This is a genomic window from Candidatus Methanoperedens sp. BLZ2 (assembly GCF_002487355.1).
Taxonomy (GTDB): domain Archaea; phylum Halobacteriota; class Methanosarcinia; order Methanosarcinales; family Methanoperedenaceae; genus Methanoperedens.
In genome coordinates this window covers 1-17,079 of sequence record NZ_NTMG01000035.1, presented here as the reverse complement: position 1 = coordinate 17,079, position 17,079 = coordinate 1, and the positions used below count along the sequence as shown (strand labels likewise).

At 39.4% G+C, this 17,079-nt stretch carries 23 protein-coding genes; 18 read left to right on the top strand and 5 right to left on the bottom strand.

Translation table 11 applies throughout. From position 1 onward, the window contains the following. Positions 1 to 117 precede the first annotated feature (117 nt). From CL181_RS05810 to CL181_RS05770, 9 genes are all read left to right on the top strand, one after another. Positions 118 to 1,263 (top strand): RNA-guided endonuclease TnpB family protein, encoded by a 1,146-nt coding sequence (locus tag CL181_RS05810; protein WP_097298347.1) that lies wholly within the window; start codon positions 118 to 120, stop codon positions 1,261 to 1,263. Beyond that, positions 1,260 to 1,823, top strand: a complete 564-nt coding sequence (locus CL181_RS05805) for a hypothetical protein (protein ID WP_097298345.1) — start codon at positions 1,260 to 1,262, stop codon at positions 1,821 to 1,823. The genes CL181_RS05810 and CL181_RS05805 overlap by 4 nt, the downstream gene beginning before the upstream one ends. Beyond that, positions 1,813 to 2,823: an NAD(P)/FAD-dependent oxidoreductase gene (locus CL181_RS05800; RefSeq protein WP_097298344.1), complete on the top strand. Its 1,011-nt coding sequence runs from the start codon at positions 1,813 to 1,815 to the stop codon at positions 2,821 to 2,823. Before CL181_RS05805 ends, CL181_RS05800 begins: the two co-directional genes overlap by 11 nt. A 46-nt stretch (positions 2,824 to 2,869) precedes the next feature. Continuing rightward, positions 2,870 to 3,685 carry an archaeosortase A gene (gene artA / locus CL181_RS05795; protein WP_097298342.1) on the top strand — a complete coding sequence of 272 codons (816 nt, stop codon included), beginning with the start codon at positions 2,870 to 2,872 and terminating at the stop codon, positions 3,683 to 3,685. Then, entirely contained in the window at positions 3,675 to 4,322 is a 648-nt protein-coding gene (locus CL181_RS05790) for a phosphatidylserine decarboxylase (RefSeq protein WP_097298340.1), read from the top strand. Before artA ends, CL181_RS05790 begins: the two co-directional genes overlap by 11 nt. Before the next feature lie 49 nt (positions 4,323 to 4,371). After that, positions 4,372 to 5,058, top strand: a complete 687-nt coding sequence (gene pssA / locus CL181_RS05785; protein WP_097298338.1) for a CDP-diacylglycerol--serine O-phosphatidyltransferase — start codon at positions 4,372 to 4,374, stop codon at positions 5,056 to 5,058. Beyond that, the gene (locus tag CL181_RS05780) at positions 5,042 to 5,398 is read left to right on the top strand and encodes a dihydroneopterin aldolase family protein (protein WP_097298336.1); all 357 of its coding nucleotides are present in this window, start codon (positions 5,042 to 5,044) and stop codon (positions 5,396 to 5,398) included. Before pssA ends, CL181_RS05780 begins: the two co-directional genes overlap by 17 nt. Positions 5,399 to 6,075: 677 nt before the next feature. Then, entirely contained in the window at positions 6,076 to 6,585 is a 510-nt protein-coding gene (locus CL181_RS05775; protein ID WP_097298334.1) for a hypothetical protein, read from the top strand. Positions 6,586 to 6,610: 25 nt separating this feature from the next. After that, positions 6,611 to 7,057, top strand: coding sequence for a hypothetical protein (locus tag CL181_RS05770; protein WP_097298332.1), 447 nt, complete (start codon positions 6,611 to 6,613; stop codon positions 7,055 to 7,057). A 109-nt stretch (positions 7,058 to 7,166) separates the two neighbouring features. Here CL181_RS05770 and CL181_RS05765 read toward each other — a convergent pair whose 3' ends face one another. Continuing rightward, entirely contained in the window at positions 7,167 to 7,532 is a 366-nt protein-coding gene (locus tag CL181_RS05765; protein WP_097298330.1) for a hypothetical protein, read from the bottom strand. Between the two features lie 37 nt (positions 7,533 to 7,569). Here CL181_RS05765 and CL181_RS05760 point away from each other — a divergent pair, with 37 nt between their 5' ends. From CL181_RS05760 to CL181_RS05740, 5 genes are all read left to right on the top strand, one after another. Further along, entirely contained in the window at positions 7,570 to 8,286 is a 717-nt protein-coding gene (locus tag CL181_RS05760; protein WP_097298397.1) for an RNA methyltransferase, read from the top strand. Beyond that, positions 8,270 to 9,772 carry a methanogenesis marker 14 protein gene (locus CL181_RS05755; RefSeq protein WP_097298328.1) on the top strand — a complete coding sequence of 501 codons (1,503 nt, stop codon included), beginning with the start codon at positions 8,270 to 8,272 and terminating at the stop codon, positions 9,770 to 9,772. Before CL181_RS05760 ends, CL181_RS05755 begins: the two co-directional genes overlap by 17 nt. Beyond that, a complete protein-coding gene (locus CL181_RS05750; RefSeq protein ID WP_097298326.1) occupies positions 9,769 to 10,221 on the top strand; it encodes a DUF1890 domain-containing protein in 453 nt (150 codons plus the stop codon). Before CL181_RS05755 ends, CL181_RS05750 begins: the two co-directional genes overlap by 4 nt. Continuing rightward, positions 10,200 to 10,478 (top strand): DUF1894 domain-containing protein, encoded by a 279-nt coding sequence (locus CL181_RS05745; RefSeq protein WP_097298325.1) that lies wholly within the window; start codon positions 10,200 to 10,202, stop codon positions 10,476 to 10,478. The genes CL181_RS05750 and CL181_RS05745 overlap by 22 nt, the downstream gene beginning before the upstream one ends. 221 nt (positions 10,479 to 10,699) lie before the next feature. Continuing rightward, positions 10,700 to 11,194: a DUF6036 family nucleotidyltransferase gene (locus CL181_RS05740; RefSeq protein WP_097298323.1), complete on the top strand. Its 495-nt coding sequence runs from the start codon at positions 10,700 to 10,702 to the stop codon at positions 11,192 to 11,194. A gap of 20 nt (positions 11,195 to 11,214) precedes the next feature. On the opposite strand, the gene CL181_RS20170 is transcribed toward CL181_RS05740, so the two are convergent. The 3 genes from CL181_RS20170 to CL181_RS05730 all read right to left on the bottom strand — a co-directional run bounded on the left by CL181_RS20170 (position 11,215) and on the right by CL181_RS05730 (position 13,437). Then, on the bottom strand, positions 11,215 to 11,391 hold the full coding sequence (locus tag CL181_RS20170) for a type II toxin-antitoxin system RelE/ParE family toxin (protein WP_217993099.1): 177 nt from the start codon (positions 11,389 to 11,391) through the stop codon (positions 11,215 to 11,217). A 162-nt stretch (positions 11,392 to 11,553) separates the two neighbouring features. After that, positions 11,554 to 12,222 carry a TIGR00266 family protein gene (locus tag CL181_RS05735; RefSeq protein WP_097298321.1) on the bottom strand — a complete coding sequence of 223 codons (669 nt, stop codon included), beginning with the start codon at positions 12,220 to 12,222 and terminating at the stop codon, positions 11,554 to 11,556. Positions 12,223 to 12,225: 3 nt separating this feature from the next. Continuing rightward, positions 12,226 to 13,437, bottom strand: a complete 1,212-nt coding sequence (locus CL181_RS05730; protein WP_097298319.1) for a proteasome-activating nucleotidase — start codon at positions 13,435 to 13,437, stop codon at positions 12,226 to 12,228. 79 nt (positions 13,438 to 13,516) lie between these two features. Here CL181_RS05730 and CL181_RS05725 point away from each other — a divergent pair, with 79 nt between their 5' ends. From CL181_RS05725 to CL181_RS05710, 4 genes are read left to right on the top strand one after another with little or no spacing between them, the layout of a single operon-like run. Continuing rightward, positions 13,517 to 14,056: a dephospho-CoA kinase gene (locus tag CL181_RS05725; protein ID WP_097298318.1), complete on the top strand. Its 540-nt coding sequence runs from the start codon at positions 13,517 to 13,519 to the stop codon at positions 14,054 to 14,056. Beyond that, positions 14,053 to 14,511 (top strand): RNA-binding domain-containing protein, encoded by a 459-nt coding sequence (locus tag CL181_RS05720; RefSeq protein ID WP_255251441.1) that lies wholly within the window; start codon positions 14,053 to 14,055, stop codon positions 14,509 to 14,511. The genes CL181_RS05725 and CL181_RS05720 overlap by 4 nt, the downstream gene beginning before the upstream one ends. After that, on the top strand, positions 14,511 to 15,497 hold the full coding sequence (gene ccsA, locus CL181_RS05715) for a cytochrome c biogenesis protein CcsA (protein WP_097298316.1): 987 nt from the start codon (positions 14,511 to 14,513) through the stop codon (positions 15,495 to 15,497). Before CL181_RS05720 ends, ccsA begins: the two co-directional genes overlap by 1 nt. Beyond that, positions 15,494 to 16,093: a hypothetical protein gene (locus CL181_RS05710; protein ID WP_097298315.1), complete on the top strand. Its 600-nt coding sequence runs from the start codon at positions 15,494 to 15,496 to the stop codon at positions 16,091 to 16,093. The genes ccsA and CL181_RS05710 overlap by 4 nt, the downstream gene beginning before the upstream one ends. Positions 16,094 to 16,216: 123 nt before the next feature. Here the strand turns inward: CL181_RS05710 and CL181_RS05705 are convergent. Next, positions 16,217 to 17,079, bottom strand: an 863-nt coding sequence (locus CL181_RS05705) for a pentapeptide repeat-containing protein (protein ID WP_176505085.1), incomplete at its 5' end; no start/stop codon positions are given.

Here is a 17,079-nt window from a genome sequence, read left to right as displayed (position 1 = left end):
AGAGAAATCTTACCCCGCCTTCAAATAACTATATATACAGATTGAACATTTATATCAATATGAACAGCATTGATAAAACCCATTGGTATAACGAGAATACCCAATTGGATATTTGATATGAAACAAACGCTTGTGGTTAAACTGGATACAAACAAGGAACAGCATGGTGCTATTCTTGAAACCATGCACAGGTTTAACGAAGCGTGTAATTATATTGCCGATATTGCTTTTGAACTGAAAACCGCAAACAAGAGGGAACTTCAAAAGTTTGTCTATTATGATGTCAGGGATAAATTTAAACTTTCTGCACAGCTTACCATAAGGGCTATTGCTAAGGTTTGTGAATCCTATAAACGGGATAAAACCATCAAACCGACATTCAAGCCTACCGGAGCTATCGTTTATGATCAAAGAATCCTGTCCTTCCGAAAGCTGGAAGCCATATCTATCCTTACCAACAGTGGAAGGCTGACTGTTCCTATCCGTATGGGAGAATATCAAAAGGTTAGACTGGACAGAATCAGGGGTCAGGCTGACCTTATTCTCAGAAATGGAATATTCTATCTTATGGTTGTGGTTGAAGCCCCCGAAGCCTCCAAAGTTGATGCTGTTGGAACTCTTGGGGTTGATTTGGGAATCGTGTATCTTGCTACTGATAATGACGGGGAAACTTTCAGTGGTAAGCAGGTTGATAAGGTAAGAGAGAAAAACGCAACTCTGCGAACTGACCTGCAAGAAGCTAACACCCCATCCGCAATGCGGCATCTCAAACGACTTTCCAATAGGGAAGCCCGTTTCCATCGTGACATTAATCATATTATTTCCAGGAAGATCGTGGCTAAAGCCAAAGACACAAGACAGGCGATAGCTCTTGAAGACCTCAAGGGCATTCGCAAGTCTGTAACGGTAAGAAGGACTCAGAGAAGCCGTCTTCATTCCTGGGCGTTCTATCAGTTGAGAAGTTTCATTGAATATAAGGCTAATATTGCTGGTATTCCTGTTGTTCTTGTGAATCCAAGGGGAACTTCTCATATCTGTCCTGAATGTGGACATAACGAAAGAGCGAATAGACCAGATCGAGATACATTCAGATGTGTTCAGTGTGGTTTCTCTGGCAATGCTGATCATATAGCAGCGATCAATATCGCTGCAAGAGCCGTTGAAGTCAATCAGCGGATAGTAGCATGTAATGAAGTCAAAGCCATAACAGGAATTGAGATGGAGCATAGTTACAAGCCCCCGGTTTCAACCGGGGGTAATTGACAGAAATCTATTTACTTTATGAAATTAGCATCTGGTGCGTGCAATCAATAACACTTTTGATCCTTGGATGCCTGGTCGGTTCTTTGATAAAACTTGCTGACGACATATCAGATAAGAACCTGCGAATAAATCGACTTTTTGCCATACCTTTTGGAATTATATATGGATCTTTGATGGGATATATGATGATCGCTGATATTGATGCAGCCCTCATTTTCGGGGGGATCAGCCTCGGATGTCTTGTATCGGGAAAAATAAACAGCAACGGCCATTATTTCGGCCTTGCTGCGATACTTGCAATAGTATTTTTTAACGGAATAAAACTCTCACCCCTTGTATTCATGATCGCTGCTTTTGCTTTCTTTGACGAAATGGGAGAGATAATAAAAATTTCAAGCATGCATCTTGTATTCAAATACAGGCTGTTCCTGAAAATTGGATTATTCCTGCTTTTTATTCTGGATTTGATCGGATTTAATGGAGTACTTCTTCTTTTTGCATTTGACTTTGCATATATTTTAACGGGACGACTTGATTCGAGGCTTGTTCATGAAATATGATGTGGTTATAATAGGCGCAGGTCCGGCAGGCTCAATTGCTGCTGAAAAACTATCCGCATCGGGCTATAAAACGCTGATAATTGACCCATGTAATAAGAAAAAGATATGTGCCGGCGTACTAACTGCCCAATATGCAAGAAAGTATGAAGTAAATGAAAATTATGTTGAGCGGAAAATAAAGGGAGTCAGGTTATCTTTCAAAGGGATAAAGGGGGAAATCTCTTACAGGAACACCGTTGAATATTCCATAAATCGCGATTCTTTTGATGCATTCAATCTTGCCCGTGCGGTAAATAATGGAAGCGAATTGAAAAAAAATCTCGTATTATCGATCAATGAAAAGGACTCATGTGTAATGATCCAAACAGAAAAGGACATTGTCCTTGCAGATTATGCTATCATTGCTGCAGGAGTATCGGAACTGAGCCAGCTTTACGGGGGAACAAAGCAATATGCATATTGTACACAGCAGGTAAAATACCGGGAACCAGGTGATTTTTTCGAAATGGATCTTTTTCCGGGCGGATATTCGTGGATCGTACCAAAAAAGGATAATGTCGTTTCAGGAACATCCTCAGATAAAGGCTATCCTGATATTCCCGGAGAAAGAGGGCTTATTCCGATAAACGGGCCTGTTAAGAGGACATTTTCCAACCGGACACTTCTTGCGGGTGATGCTGCAGGCTTCGTATCACCTTTTGATGGGGAAGGAATATATTATGCGCGGCGCTCAGGAGAAATAGCTGCCCAAACCCTGTCTCGTGCCATTTCAGGAAATAATCCATTATCAGAATATGAAAATATCTGGAAAAGTGAATTTGATTTCCTGTCAATGGCAAAAATTTCAAGATTATTATCCAACAATACAATCCTGGAAGCATTTGTAAGGGAAATCAAGGATAATGAGAGATTTAATAAGGTTGTAGAGGATATTCTGACAAAAGAAATTGATAAAAACAAAACCGGATATATATTTTCATTGATCCGGAAATTGATATGATCTCGATGAAATATATATTAACTGGCAGTATGAATAAGTTGGGAACATGATAGAAAATATCATCTGGCTGGCTCTTGGATTGCTTGTTATAGCTTCACTTATCCCGCTTCATAATAAGATCAAACTTCCTCTTGCAGGAGTAAGCTGGCTGTTTTTTTCAATACACTGGATGTTCCAGTGGCAGCATTATTATGAACTGGAAGATTATGTCAATTTATTCCTGACGATATTTGCAGCGGTTTTCAGCATTTTCATAGGTTACATCCTTATAAAGAAAGACAGGAGATTGTTTGGTAAAATAAATGGAATAGATACACTGACCTCTATTTCTATGATGACCACAGCTGTCGCAATTAGTGGTATTTCTTATTTTCTCTTCTCCGAGATCCCTTCAATGAATTCATGGATAATCTCGACAGTTACTGACCAGACCGTATGGACCGGATCGATCCTTGGAATAACGATAACAAGGCTTGACTGGAACCTGATAGCGGTGAATGGCTATAAAGTGGAAATAATCCTTGCATGTACTGCTATTGAAAGTATAGCATTATTTATCGGGATAATAGCAAGTGTCAATGCGCCGATAAAGAGGCTGGCTTCGGCTTTCATTATCTCAGTTCCTGTAATATATGGTTTAAATCTTATAAGAAACGTTTTTGTAGTTGATGCTTACGGGATGATGTGGTTTGGCGACCCGGATATGAGTTTTTATATCGCACACACCGTGATAGCAAAAATAGGTTCACTGATCGCATTATTCCTGGTAGCTTACGCTGTCCTTAAAATCCTTCCGGAGATAATCGATATGATCGATGGTATCCTGAACCTTGTGGGAGGAATTTTTAAGAATGATGGCTAAGGGTTCGTTTCCATGGATTTCAGGAATTTTTCTATTTACTATCGCTTCATGGGTCGCTTTTAATAAATTTAAAGTATCCGGCTCGTTTAAAACATCAGCGATCTTATTTTTGTTATTTGTCATCGGGTTTATCCTATCAATTTTTTTCATTATATTCTTTCGCGACCCGGAGAGAATACCACCCGGAGATGAAGACGATGTAGTGTCGCCTGCTGACGGGAAAGTGATATCCATCCAGCACAGGACGGTCTGTATTTTTATGAATATCCATAACGTTCATGTGAACCGCGCGCCACTTTCCGGTACGGTCACTCATATCGATTATAAGCCGGGAGGTTATATCCCGGCATTTAATAAGGATTCCGATGTAAATGAAAGAAACCATGTTGTTTTTAATACGGCAGCAGGGACTCTTGAATTAACACAAATCGCAGGTGTCCTGACGCGGAGGATAGTCTCGTACATAAGTGAAGGGACTTATATTTTGAGGGGAGAGCGTATCGGAATGATACGTTTTGGTTCCAGGGTGGATGTCACGATACCTGAAGGATATGTTTTTACAGTCGGGCTGAATGATAAGGTAAAAGCTGCCGAGACTATAATTGCCAGGAAAAAAGATAAAGAACATAAGCTATAGAAAATAAGGAAACAGATATGGGGCAAAATATTCTAAAAAGGAAACAGACATGGGACAAAATATTCTAAAACTCATTAAACCGGCAGATATCATAACGCTTGTAAACGCGTTACTGGGATTTTTCTCAATTATAATGACCCTGCGCGGAGAGATAGAAATCGCGCTCGTGTTTATACTTCTTGCAGTGATAGCTGACGGCGCTGATGGTGCAGTAGCAAGGTTTTCAGGAAACGGTGTTCTTGGTGCGAATCTTGACTCATTATCCGATTGTATCTCGTTCGGGGTTGCGCCAGCGGTTGTTTCATATGCTGCTCTTTCAAACCTTGGAAATTTCGCGCTGGTTTTTCCTGCTTTTTTCATGGTTTGCGGCATATTGCGTCTTGCCAGGTTCAATGTTTCAGGGAAAAAGGATGGATTTGAAGGAATTCCCATAACCGCAGGAGGATTCATAGTAGCATTATTTCTTATGGTAAAGGATATTGTTCCGTATTTTGAATATATTTTTACAGCACTTCTTGTTATTTTATCATTATTGATGATAAGCACCATAAGTTACCCCAAAATAAAAAATCCCCTTACCCTTGCACCCCTGGTAATAGTCCTTGTGTTCAATATTGCCGCGTTTTATCTCGGATTAACCGACTTAGTAAAAAAAGGTTCATTGCTCCTGTTTATCCTTATTATGATTTACGTTTTAAGTCCAATAGGTGTGAAATTATATGACAGAAATAAATAATCGTGACAGGGCAGTTTTTGAAGCCGGGATAAAGCTCGGTGCATTGTATCACCAGTTCGTTGGTACTCCGATAAATACGGAAATGCTTGATGGCCTTTCAAGGATAATAGAAGAAAGTATAGGAGTCCAGCCTTTCGTAAGAAGTATCAGCGTTACTATAGACAACGAAATGGTTAAGAAAAAACAAAACCCCGGATTCGGATATTGTGAACTGGAAGGACGGATGCTTCATGTAAGTTTACAGGTGCTTTATAAAAATGTAATTGTTCATGCAGAAATGAGTTATGATGGAGAAAAAGATTATCCGCTTATGATCATCAAGAAGATCGAGGAAATGTAAGGATTTCACGAAACATTGATGAATTATCACCACATGGTTTTGGTGGAATTTCACATAACTATATTAAAGGAAATATCATAAGCGAATATACCGAAACCTTATAGCTTCAGCTTGGTACTATCTGGCATGCCGATGAAATGAAAATAAAGACTAAGCGTGAGGATTGGCCATGACTATGGCATTTCATGGATAATGAAAAAAGGGACATGGTAGCCAATCTCATAACCAAACATAGAGAAGATGAGGATACAGAGAGAATATTTACATAAGCCAAAAATCACAGCAACGGCAAAAACCGCACATGGCTTTAAAAGGTCAAACTCCAGCACAAGTGAAAGGGATTGATCTAAAGCTTGAGAGAAATAGATGGTGGGTATGATTCAAATGAGCGTTGAGCATCAGAGAAAGTAGTGATACTCATCGATTCTATTTTATAAATTGTGCGGCATTAATAAAATCAATCACACCAAAACATGAAGGATTAAATTTAATACATCGTAATCCTTATATATGTTACAGAGGTTTCATTCAGTCAATATGTCCGATTTGGTGTATTGCGTTTGGTAAGCGTACTTCTAAAAAGGATGTTGAAAGGAGAAAATGAATCGACTATGACTAAAACAATCGAAGGGTATAGTAATATTTCCAGTATTCAAAGTTAATAAAGAGGTATAACCATGGAACTTTTTCGACTAGAAGGGGCGGAACAATTTAAGCCGAAGATTATAGACCTCTTTGCAAATGCACGTTATGAGGCAAGTATAGTTTCTAGTTTACATCCACCGTTTTATAATGATGCAGAAGTGAAAAAGGCATTAACAAGTTGCATTGAGAACGTAAAAAAAATCAGACTATTGATAGACGACGGTAAAAATATTGAAAAAATTAAATCTGAATTGCCTTGGCTCATCGAATTAAAGAAGAAATATCCAAATAAAATGGATATCAGATTTATAGAAGACCCAGATTTAAAGCATATCATGATAATAGACAACCAAAACTTGAGAATAGAAGAGCCACATGAGGACAATACAACTGACAAAACAAAGAATCTTATAATTAAGGGAGCTCCCGAATCTATGATAGATGCTGCTAATGAACTCTTTGATTCATGGTGGGAGTCAGGTAAAGAATTAGATACTAAACAAAAGAAGATATCTGAGTTTCCACAACATACCCCAAATTAAAAAACTATAGTTAATAAATTGCCAAATGGATAGTACAAATCTTTCTGTTTTTACAGATTACTCAACAGAGTATTCTTCTATTTTAGCATTTTCAACTATAGGTGTCGTACTCCTTTCAGTAATTGTTGTTATCCTCCCCTTCTCTCTACAATCTACAAAGATTGACCTCAAAAAAATGATTCAAAAAGTAGATATGCAAAAAGACAGTTATAAGATTTTTGCTGTCTTCTTCCTCGATACTCTCAGTAGACATACTTTAGAAGTGGTTATCATCGCCATTCTTTATGCTTTCACCTCTGTTTCTTCGCTTATAGGTTTTATTTATATAGAATCCCCAATTGTTAATATATTTACAAAAGGGGTTTGTTTATTTTCATCTGTGATTTATGCTTTCCTGATAACGAGTGTAACTATCTATTCTTTATTTAAGTCCATGGCGATACGCGCAGGATTTGATTGGCTACGAAAATAAACTAGCTAAGAAATTTCAATGGTATTAACTTCCCCGTCGATTCACCAACTTTATATTCACCGAAATTTCTTTACAATGACTACCGAAGATTCACCAGTATCCATTTTGCCTATCCCCAGAATTGCCACCATTTCTTCTTCTTTTCAGTTTGTGGGGGTGAAAGCATTCTTTGTGTCTGGATATGAAGGACCTGTTCCTGGTGAAGCAGCTTGAGAAGGTCATCTATTTTTGCTCTCAGGAAATCTACTTCCTTTTTCATTCTATTCATTTCATCGCTTTCAACCTGTTCCAATTTATTGGCACTACCAGGGCTTTCAACCGGAATCTCCTCTTTGCCTGCATCCTTCGGTTTCTTGCTATCAAAATATAATTCAAGAGCCTCAATTACAATATCCACTTTAGGCCTGCCACTTTCTTCTATTTTTTCTTGCAGTTCTAAGGGTATCCTCACATTTAGCTGCTTCTTTTCACCCATGCTTATATAAATGAATATCTATATTATAACTTTTTCTATGCTTAACTTTCGAATAGTACTTGTCGAACCCATCTACAGTGGAAATGTAGGTTCTGTTGCGCGCGTCATGAAAAATTTTGGATTTAGTGAACTTGTACTTCTGAATCCATGTGAAATTGACATGCCAGCGCGTGTTATGTCGGTTCATGCCTATGATATTATCGAGAATGCCCGAATTGAGTTTAGTTTAAACGATGCCCTGAAAGGTTCAAATACCATTATCGGAATGACCGGACTCCCTGGAAAAACAGATAATAAACACTTCAGGGTCCCTGCATACAGTCCCAGGCAATTGAAAGAAAAACTTTCAGGGAATAACGGAATAATATCGCTTGTTTTCGGGAGGGAAGATGCAGGGCTTCGAAATGAGGAACTGGAAATTTGTGATATCATAGTCAATATTCCCACAAGCCACGCTTATTCAAGTATGAATCTTTCCCATGCTGTTGCTGTTGTTCTGTATGAACTCAGCGATATAGAAGGGGGAGATAGATTTTTAGCCGATCATTTTGATATTGAACTTCTATACGAGCATATTGATGGAGTCCTGGATGATATAGAATATAAAGAACATAAAGAAGACAAGACAAAGCTTATGCTAAGCAGAATATTAGGACGGGCGCAATTGACAGCACGCGAGGTACAGACCCTTCGCGGGATACTGCGCCGCATCCAGTGGAAATTAAAGACAGGTGAATATGGAAAATCCGGTTAAATTTGTTATTGGCTGCTTTTTTGGCAAAAAGCCAAGAATTGCCCAGAGTCAGATCATCAAACCGTCCGAACTTAAAGGGGACATAAAATTAGGCGAGTTCATTCCCTTTTTCATAGTTGCATCTATAGAAGTCGGGAATACAACTACTAAATGTATCCTGACAGCTACAAATATGAAAGACGGGCATACACGCGTTTTGAACAAAACCGTTAAAATGACCCGCGATGTAAGGAAACCGAAACCCAATGAGAGGATTTTTGGTTCGACCCTTAGCGGAGTATCATTGACCAGGGAATCAATTGCCGAACTCGTGCGGGACACGCTTATTGAGGCTCATGAAGCTGTGAATCTTGATATCACAACAGACCTTGATTTCGCTGTGAGGTCAACAGGTGTGGTCGCGGGTTTTTCGTCGCCGCATGAAGTCGGGGAATTTATAAAAGCGCTTGCAGATGGATGCCTGCTTGCAGGAATCCCGCCAAAAAAAATGGTGCCTGCCATGTCTATCGATAATGTGCCGCTAAAATTCAAAAACAATACGCTGATCGATAAGATCGTATTTACAGGGGCTGTCGGAGGTGTTCTTCCTCCTGTTGGTTCAACTGGCGTTGAGATCGTTGCAAATGAAATGGAAGGAGAACTTGCAACAGCAGGTATCAAAGAAGGCGCCAAATGGTCGGGTGTGGATTTCAGGAACCCTGTTTTTTCAATGGATTTCGGGACAACCCTTAAAGGACGAATTACAAATGACGAAATCCCTTATGCAAGAACTATTGCCAATCTTTGTGGGTTTGCCGGTGCAATCCCCGATGCTGTCATTAAGGGAACCGGTCTTGTGGATAAGAGATACGGTGCTGCCCTTGATCTTTTCAAAGATACTAAAGAACGTATGATATGGCTTTTAAAAGGCAATATTATCAGGAAATATGCTGATGAGATACATTCCCGGATCAAAATTGAGATCGTACCTGAAAATGTGAATAGATACGGGAGCGTTCCTGTTGATCCCAAAGCAGCAAAAGAAATCGGTGTGATCCTTATAGGATGTGATGTCGGGGAGAACGGCAGTCTTTTGCCTGAATTGACAGATATCGGCTCTGAATTATATACAAAACACGGTTTAAAAACAATGTTTGCAACTCTGGACCTCGTATCTGCAAAGATGGTTGGCCGCACCGTGAATCTGGCAATCGAACATCAGCTTGTATCCGATAAGACTTCCATTGGCCTGACAGGACGGGCTGCCATTACAGGTTGCAAACCTTACCTGATATTGAAAAGCATTGAAAAGCTGGGGTTTTTTAAGGAACCCCGGGAACATGTAGTGTTCGTGGATGATGGTCTTGCCCGCGGCGCCGCTGTCATGGCACGCTGCATGAACTCCATGGGAGTCCCGAAAAACCCGATCGGAGGCGTAAGAGGCGGCAGATGCGTACTGAAAGAGCGTATTGAATATTATAAAAAATCAAAAGGAAGGAACGTATGAAAGCACTTTTTATGATGGGATGCCCTGAACTACCAGTTCAGACAGCAGCGGCATTGTACATAGCAAATAAATTGAATCAGGAAGGATTTGAAGTCACATCAGCAGGGAATAAAGCTGCTATAAGCCTTCTTCTTAATTCAGATCCTGAAAAACATTATATTAAAAAAGTAATGGACCTTGACAGGTGCATCGGCGCTCTTGCTGAAAAGACAATTGATTTTGACCTTTGTTTTGTTTTTATACACAGCGACAGCGGGATTTCATATCTGGCAACAATAAAATCAATTTCAAAAGCAAAGACAATAGCTGTGATTTTTGGGAAAGAGATCGAACCTCTTATCGAGGCAAGCGGGGATTCTATCATCATTGCTGCAAAGGCTGTTCATAATCCGACCCCACTTCGGGCACAGATAGACGGGGTGAAGTCATGGGCTGCGTTGACGAGATGAACTATGAGATATTGCTCCCGAACAGCTCTTTTAAGGAATGTGCCGAGTACATAAAGAAAAATTTTAACGAAGTATATTATGTGCCTGCGGGGTACAAGATATTTGATAATTATCTTGTGGGAGTCCCACCGATACCGATAGCTGTTGATAATGATGATATTATCATGCCTTATGTGAAGCCCTGCCACGGGTGTTTTGTGCTGAGGATACCGGGAAAAGAAGAAGTGGAGAGGATGAGGATAGGGATGGGGAAATAGTTAGACTGAAATTATCAACACATAACACCAACCATTGATTTAATTGTCAAAAATACGAAATCCTTATACTTCTTTGCAGTAATTTTATCATATTAACTTATGACTGCCATCCGCACAAAACCGCGCTCTCCCGAAAAAATTAAAATGTTCATCGAGATAGCGAAGCTCCGGGTAAAAGAAGGAGTAATTTTTGAGGGAAATAAAATCAAAGAGGTTTTGCCTTGGAAGAATTAAGCTCAAAATTCAGGATTTTAGCAGAAATCAGCGAAAAGTTTCCCAAAAACAAAAAACCGATTTTAGTCGGTGGCAGCGCTGTAGAACTTTATACAAGAGGAACGTGCAAGAGCATAGACATTGATTTACTTGCAGACAGGAACTCTCTTGTAAAAGTGCTTGAAGAAATGGGTTTTTCTAAGATAGGAAGGCACTGGTTTTTTACAAAAGATATCGGTATCGAAATTGTAGGTGATTCTACCGAGGGCAGGCGCGTTAATGAAATCCTGCACGAAGGAAAGTTGATCCGGGTTCTTTCTATAGAAGATTTAATAGTCGATAGGCTGAATGCCTGTAAACACTGGAAATCACAGTATGATTGCGAGCAGGCGCAGGTACTTTTTGAGGTGTATTCTGAAAAAATAGATATGGAATATCTAAAGAAACGGATGGGAGAAGAAGATTTGGAGATGGAGCTAATTAAAAATAGGAGTGACAGATGAAATAAGTCTTGTCCTAATTTTTATACATTTTTTCTGTGTTCTACAACTCTGATAATGACTTTACCAGGGTTATAATATATATCGCATAAAGCACGATAGTCACCAATACGAATCTTGAAACCATATTCCTGTTCTTTCAAAATTTCCAAACCAATCCCCGTTTCACCCACCAATTTTATCTTTTTCACTATTCTCATAGAAATTCCAGTTCAACTTCTTTTTGAGATATCATTTTAGAAATTGGTGTTTTTCGTGAAATTTCTATTTGTTTTTTTATTTCATCTGAAAGATTAAGATCATCTTCTTCAAAATTAATCAATTGAATTGTAGGTTTTGTTATATAAAATGATTTCCAAATATTACCCGCCTTTTGGCAAAAACGGCATCAGCCAGCCAATGAATGAGTTCATGCTTCTTGTTTGCAGATAAAGAGTCCCTGTTCCCCGGAACTCAGCTACAAGCCCTTCACCGCTGAATATTGTTGATTTGAGGCCGCCAACTCTTTTTACAGTATAATCCAGTCCTTCGGTGAAAGCTACCATATGGCCGGTATCAATAGTGAAAGGTTCCCCGGTCAGTTTGACTTCGTGTATTGCGCCGAAACTGGAAATGAAAGCATCGCCAGTTCCAGTCATCTTCAGGAGAAATAAACCCTCACGCGAGAAAAATGATTTTGCTCCACCCCATTTGGTATCAAGGCTCACTTCAGGTGAAGAGGCAATGTAACTGCCATTCTGGACAAACAGAGTCTCACCATTCAACCTGTGATGGGCAATATCTCCCTGATATGGAGGCGCAAGTCCCACAATGCCTTTTGATTTTGCGGTGAAACTGTTTGTAAAGAATGACTCGCCTCCAAGTAAACCCCTGGTAAGCGCGCCAAACACGCCGCCTTTTGCTTTTGTTGCGATCTCGATCCCTGGCGACATATATACCATAGCACCGGATTCAGCTTCTATACGTTCCCCTGCTTCCAGCTTTACCTCAAGCAAGGTATAAGCCGGTTTATACATTATTTCATGCTGCATAATTTACACGAACATTCCCGCAACTTCTTCTCTTGACTCCTTGATGATCAGCTTATTGTAAGCATCCCTGAAGTCCTGCATGGTGACTGCTTTTCCTTTGCGTCTTATTACGAACATGCCAGCCTCAGTGACGATCGCCTTTAATTCAGCGCCGCTCAGACCGTCCGTCATTTCTACAAGCTCATCAATATCCACATTTTCAAGTTTCATGTTCCTGATATGGATCTTTAATATTTCTTCCCTTCCTTCTGCATCAGGCGAAGGTATTTCTATAATCCTGTCAAACCTTCCCGGTCTTAAAAGAGCAGGATCAAGAAGATCGATACGGTTCGTAGCAGCTACTATTTTAACATCCCCGCGTGCATCGAATCCATCAAGTTCAGAAAGTAACTGCACCATTGTCCTGTTCACTTCTGATGAACCCGTAGTACCATCGTATGTCCTTCTGCTTCCCACTGAATCGATCTCATCGATAAAAACAATGCTTGGCGCTTTTTCCCGGGCCATATCAAAAACATCTCTTACAAGCCTTGCACCTTCACCTATATATTTCTGGACAAGTTCGCTTCCGCTCATCCTGATAAAAGTCGCCTTTGCCCTGTGAGCCACAGCTTTTGCAACAAGTGTCTTGCCGTTCCCCGGAGGACCGTAAAGCATAATGCCATGAGGCGGTTCAACCCCGACATCAATAAATAGCTCAGGATTTGTTAAAGGAAGCTCAAGAGTTTCTATGACTTCATTTATCTGTTTTTTCAATCCACCGATCATATCGTAATCGATATTCGGGCTTTCAATCAGTTCCATGACCCGCGCTCTTACGTCTACTGATTTTGATAATACCTGCACGATTGCAAGATTTCCAGTGACTGCAACACGGGCACCCGCTTCAATATCACATATCATATCATCAGGGATCTTTGTAACTATTTCCTGGTTGCTGCCGTGCTGTCTTAATAGCGCCATATCCCCGAGAACCTCGACGACACTGCAAATAAAGAGAGGCGGCTTTTTCAATTGTTCTATCTGCGTCTGGTATTCCTGGATAGTCTGGATGTATTTATTATTCAGGACCGCTGCTTCAAGAAGCCTTGAATGCATGTCTTTCACCTGGTCCTTCATTATTTGAATGGTTTCCCGCAATTGGGCTATTTCGTCATCAGGATCTTTATTTATTGTCCCCCCTGCAACCGGGGACTTTGCTATCGCGTCATTCATATATGCTATACTGCTGGCTAATAGCATATATATTTTAGGTGCATAGATTTATTATCTTCCAGCTAAATTAATCGCTTCCATGAAGCTCATTGCATTTGTCGGAATGCCCGCATCGGGAAAATCAGAGGCTGCAGCTATAGCAAAAAAGCTTGGAATTCCTGTTGTCAATATGGGGGATGTTGTAAGGGAAGAAACAGCTCGGCGGGGTCTGCCTCCAACTGATGAAAATATCGGGGGTACAGGAACTTCCCTTCGGCGGGAAGAGGGGATGGATGTAATCGCAAAACGATGTGTCCCGAAAATACGTATTATAAAGACACCTGTAGTCGTAGTGGATGGGACTCGGAATATTAATGAAATAGAATATTTTAAAAAAGAATTCGGTAATGATTTCAGACTAATAGCTATCAATACGCCTTTTAAGATGCGGTTTGAAAGGGTAAGAAAGCGCGCCCGGTCTGATGATATGAATTGCACTGAAGAACTAAAAAGGCGGGATGAAAGGGAAAAAGGGTGGGGACTGGATAAGGCCATTGAAAAAGCCGACATAACTATCGATAACACTCAGACTATTGAGAAATTCCAGAAACAAATTGAACAATTGCTGGGAAAAATATGAGTGTACCAGTAACGAACGCATCAGGAATGAACGTATCAGTAAAAATTTCAGCCCCTGTCAATCCCACAGAAATGCAGGAGAAAGTTGAAAAAGCCATATCGAATTTTTTTCCTGTTGAACTCAAGCTTCAAGGATCAGAAATCCCGGAATTGTTTGGAGAAGGCGATCTTGAAAGCTTAAGAACATTGCATTTGCGTTTGAGAGAAGAACGGATACTTGATACTGCGCGTAAGATATTTTTGAATGGAATTGAAGGCGACACTACAAATACAAAATTCCGGTTGAACAAACAGGTTGCTTATATCGGTAAATTGAATTTTCCAGCAGGAAAGGAAAGCCTGGGTTCTATCCATGTAGAAATATCGGCGCAAAATTTGAGTGAGCTCTTTTTAGTAATCGACTGGCTTGCTCCCGATACAATTGATGGCAAACCTGTTATGGAGATCGATCTGTAATGGGTTTTGAGGAATACATTGCAGCAAGGGAATTCCTGGGAACGATCGGGCAGCCGGTGATCACATATATTCTTATAATATCGTTATTCCAGGGAATATTTTCAATTCTTTATTTAATTAAAAAAAATAGCAGATATTATGATTATCTTATAAAATGCCTGTATATTTCAACAGGGCTTTATTTAACCGGGTTCTTAATGCTTGCGTGGTTCCATGTTCAGATATACGATACTGTTTTGATCGAGTACCCTGCTGCATTAAGACAGATGATCCCGGTTGAAAACAGCAGGATCGCTGCCCCGCTCTGGATAGAATCGGAAAAACTGTACTTCTGGGCAATGTGTGCATCAATATTTGCAATGACCGTTACGAAAAGGAAAGATATAATGTCTTTTCTCGGTGTGATATTATCAATTTTTTCCGTTGTTGTATATTTTTTCTCAAATCCTTTCAAAGACCCTCTTCCGATAGTGAATGGTGAAATCACGCAATGGTATGCATTGCTCTTATCAAGTGATATGAGGATTTTCGAGATAGCAGGAACACTCTATGGCCGCATAACTTTTTATTATAATTCAACGTATATGTGGACACATCCGCCAATGCTGTTTATTGCATACGCATCCCTCATCATCACTTTTGCAGCATGTGTTTATATGCTCTTTAAAAAAGACAGGCTCTATGATGAAATTGCTTATAGTTATGCAAAAATCGGTTATATTCTTCTCACGACAGGAATGCTTATCGGATACCCCTGGGCTGTCGAAGCATGGAAGGACAGCGCATGGTGGTGGGACCCAAAGATCAGCGGTTCGATAATGATGTGGGTGCTTTATAGCGCATACCTGCACTCCCGTATTTATGTCAGCAAAGGCAAAATGTGGAAAACTACTGCATATCTTGGTATAATCTGTTTTGTATCTTTGATATTCACATATCTTCTTACGTATATTGTCCCGGGGATACATTCGGTGGTGCAGCCGTGAAGCTTAAAAATTACGATTTTTATTTGATAATCCTGACAACGCTTATCCTTTTTGCAATAGGCGCAGTAAGCCTTTACGGGATTACTTATTATAATTATCTTGCAGTCGATTCCCGGTGGACAATGACCGCGCAATACAGCCAGTATATTGATGAGATGAATTCATACCTTTATCCGTTCCTGGTATTGCTTCTTATTTCACTGGGTCTATGCATTCCTAAGAGACTTTTTGAACAGGATATCCTGATAAAATTCAGCGCTGCTATCCTGGGAATAACTGTGATGATTACCGTTTTTTCGGGATTGGAGAAGGGATTGGGATTTATCCTTGCGATAATGACAGTGGTTCAGGCTATTGTTCTTATACTGACGATCAGGAAGAGCAAATCCATCAGGTTTGAAAAGGAAGGATATATTGCAAGGATGGGCTCATCACTCCTGCATTTTGGGTTTGTTATTATTATATTGAATTTTGTCAGCTTCAGGGATAGCCCTTTTCACCTGTTGATCTTCTGGATTGGAGTGGTATTAATAACGGTGGGAAATGTGTTTTCATTTTATCCTGAGAAAATGGCTTTGATGTGGCCGAGGGAGTGATTATTTGTATTAAGTTCCCTGTGTTTATGTTATTTTGACTTTGTAAAGTTTGCTTTATACTAATCCAACATCCGTCGATTTCAATTTGTGTTGGTAGTTTGGTCTAGATACAATATATAGAGGTTATTGTTTTATTATTTGGTTGGCCAAACTTACAATGAACAAAGAGAGAATTAGCCATCCTAATAAACCTTCGACCATGGTAGCTAACCTCTGCCTGTTTATTTTTGTGTCGATGTAACCGACCGTAATAAATGTTATCCAACTATAATAAAAGCCGTCCCAAGTAGGTGTCAAATAATATAAACATTTTTTTAAAGTAAGTTTAAATTTTTCATAAATACGGTTAGGAGGAATTTTATTTGCTAGTAGAATAAATTTGTCAAAAAACCAACTAGGAACTATTTTATATATTATTCGAATAGACTTTTTGAAAAATACATCCCACTGAATCCTAATTTGATCGGAATTTCTTTCAAAAGAATAAGAGAACAGAAAGATTGTTATTAATCCAGCGAGGAGTGAATTCTCTGGTTTTGTCCCGTATCCATAAATAAGCCTTTGGATCTCATCCCATAACCATGATACACCTTTTTTAGATTCTTGTTTTATTTGCCGATATTTGTAAACAACAACGTCAGCATCATCGAACTGCCCATTATCCTTAAAATTTTTCATTAATTTTATATATGTTGCATCATTAAAGACCAAGGTATCTTGAAAGGGACTAAAACTACCTATCATGGTGGTGTAATCTGATTCATTTAGTATAACTTTATTGAATTTAGCATTATAAAAATAAACTTTATTGAATTTTGCACCAGTAAAATCAGCATTTCCAGAAAATGTTGCTCCAGTAAAATCAGCAGAATTAAAATTAACATCTATAAAGACAACATTACCTGTAAAGTTTGCTCCATTGAAATTAGCCCAGGGAGTGTAATCTTTTTTGCTGATGCTTCTATTATGTAATAGAAATATTATAG

Excerpts from the sequence above, each read along its gene's own strand:
- CL181_RS05810 (WP_097298347.1), top strand. The coding sequence starts at position 118 with ATGAAACAAACGCTTGTGGTTAAACTGGATACAAACAAGGAACAGCAT.
- CL181_RS05800 (WP_097298344.1), top strand. The coding sequence starts at position 1,813 with ATGAAATATGATGTGGTTATAATAGGCGCAGGTCCGGCAGGCTCAATT.
- artA (WP_097298342.1), top strand. The coding sequence starts at position 2,870 with ATGATAGAAAATATCATCTGGCTGGCTCTTGGATTGCTTGTTATAGCT.
- CL181_RS05790 (WP_097298340.1), top strand. The coding sequence starts at position 3,675 with ATGATGGCTAAGGGTTCGTTTCCATGGATTTCAGGAATTTTTCTATTT.
- pssA (WP_097298338.1), top strand. The coding sequence starts at position 4,372 with ATGGGACAAAATATTCTAAAACTCATTAAACCGGCAGATATCATAACG.
- CL181_RS05780 (WP_097298336.1), top strand. The coding sequence starts at position 5,042 with ATGACAGAAATAAATAATCGTGACAGGGCAGTTTTTGAAGCCGGGATA.
- CL181_RS05775 (WP_097298334.1), top strand. The coding sequence starts at position 6,076 with ATGGAACTTTTTCGACTAGAAGGGGCGGAACAATTTAAGCCGAAGATT.
- CL181_RS05770 (WP_097298332.1), top strand. The coding sequence starts at position 6,611 with ATGGATAGTACAAATCTTTCTGTTTTTACAGATTACTCAACAGAGTAT.
- CL181_RS05765 (WP_097298330.1), bottom strand. The coding sequence starts at position 7,532 with ATGGGTGAAAAGAAGCAGCTAAATGTGAGGATACCCTTAGAACTGCAA.
- CL181_RS05760 (WP_097298397.1), top strand. The coding sequence starts at position 7,570 with ATGCTTAACTTTCGAATAGTACTTGTCGAACCCATCTACAGTGGAAAT.
- CL181_RS05755 (WP_097298328.1), top strand. The coding sequence starts at position 8,270 with ATGGAAAATCCGGTTAAATTTGTTATTGGCTGCTTTTTTGGCAAAAAG.
- CL181_RS05750 (WP_097298326.1), top strand. The coding sequence starts at position 9,769 with ATGAAAGCACTTTTTATGATGGGATGCCCTGAACTACCAGTTCAGACA.
- CL181_RS05745 (WP_097298325.1), top strand. The coding sequence starts at position 10,200 with ATGGGCTGCGTTGACGAGATGAACTATGAGATATTGCTCCCGAACAGC.
- CL181_RS20170 (WP_217993099.1), bottom strand. The coding sequence starts at position 11,391 with ATGAGAATAGTGAAAAAGATAAAATTGGTGGGTGAAACGGGGATTGGT.
- CL181_RS05735 (WP_097298321.1), bottom strand. The coding sequence starts at position 12,222 with ATGCAGCATGAAATAATGTATAAACCGGCTTATACCTTGCTTGAGGTA.
- CL181_RS05730 (WP_097298319.1), bottom strand. The coding sequence starts at position 13,437 with ATGAATGACGCGATAGCAAAGTCCCCGGTTGCAGGGGGGACAATAAAT.
- CL181_RS05725 (WP_097298318.1), top strand. The coding sequence starts at position 13,517 with ATGAAGCTCATTGCATTTGTCGGAATGCCCGCATCGGGAAAATCAGAG.
- CL181_RS05720 (WP_255251441.1), top strand. The coding sequence starts at position 14,053 with ATGAGTGTACCAGTAACGAACGCATCAGGAATGAACGTATCAGTAAAA.
- ccsA (WP_097298316.1), top strand. The coding sequence starts at position 14,511 with ATGGGTTTTGAGGAATACATTGCAGCAAGGGAATTCCTGGGAACGATC.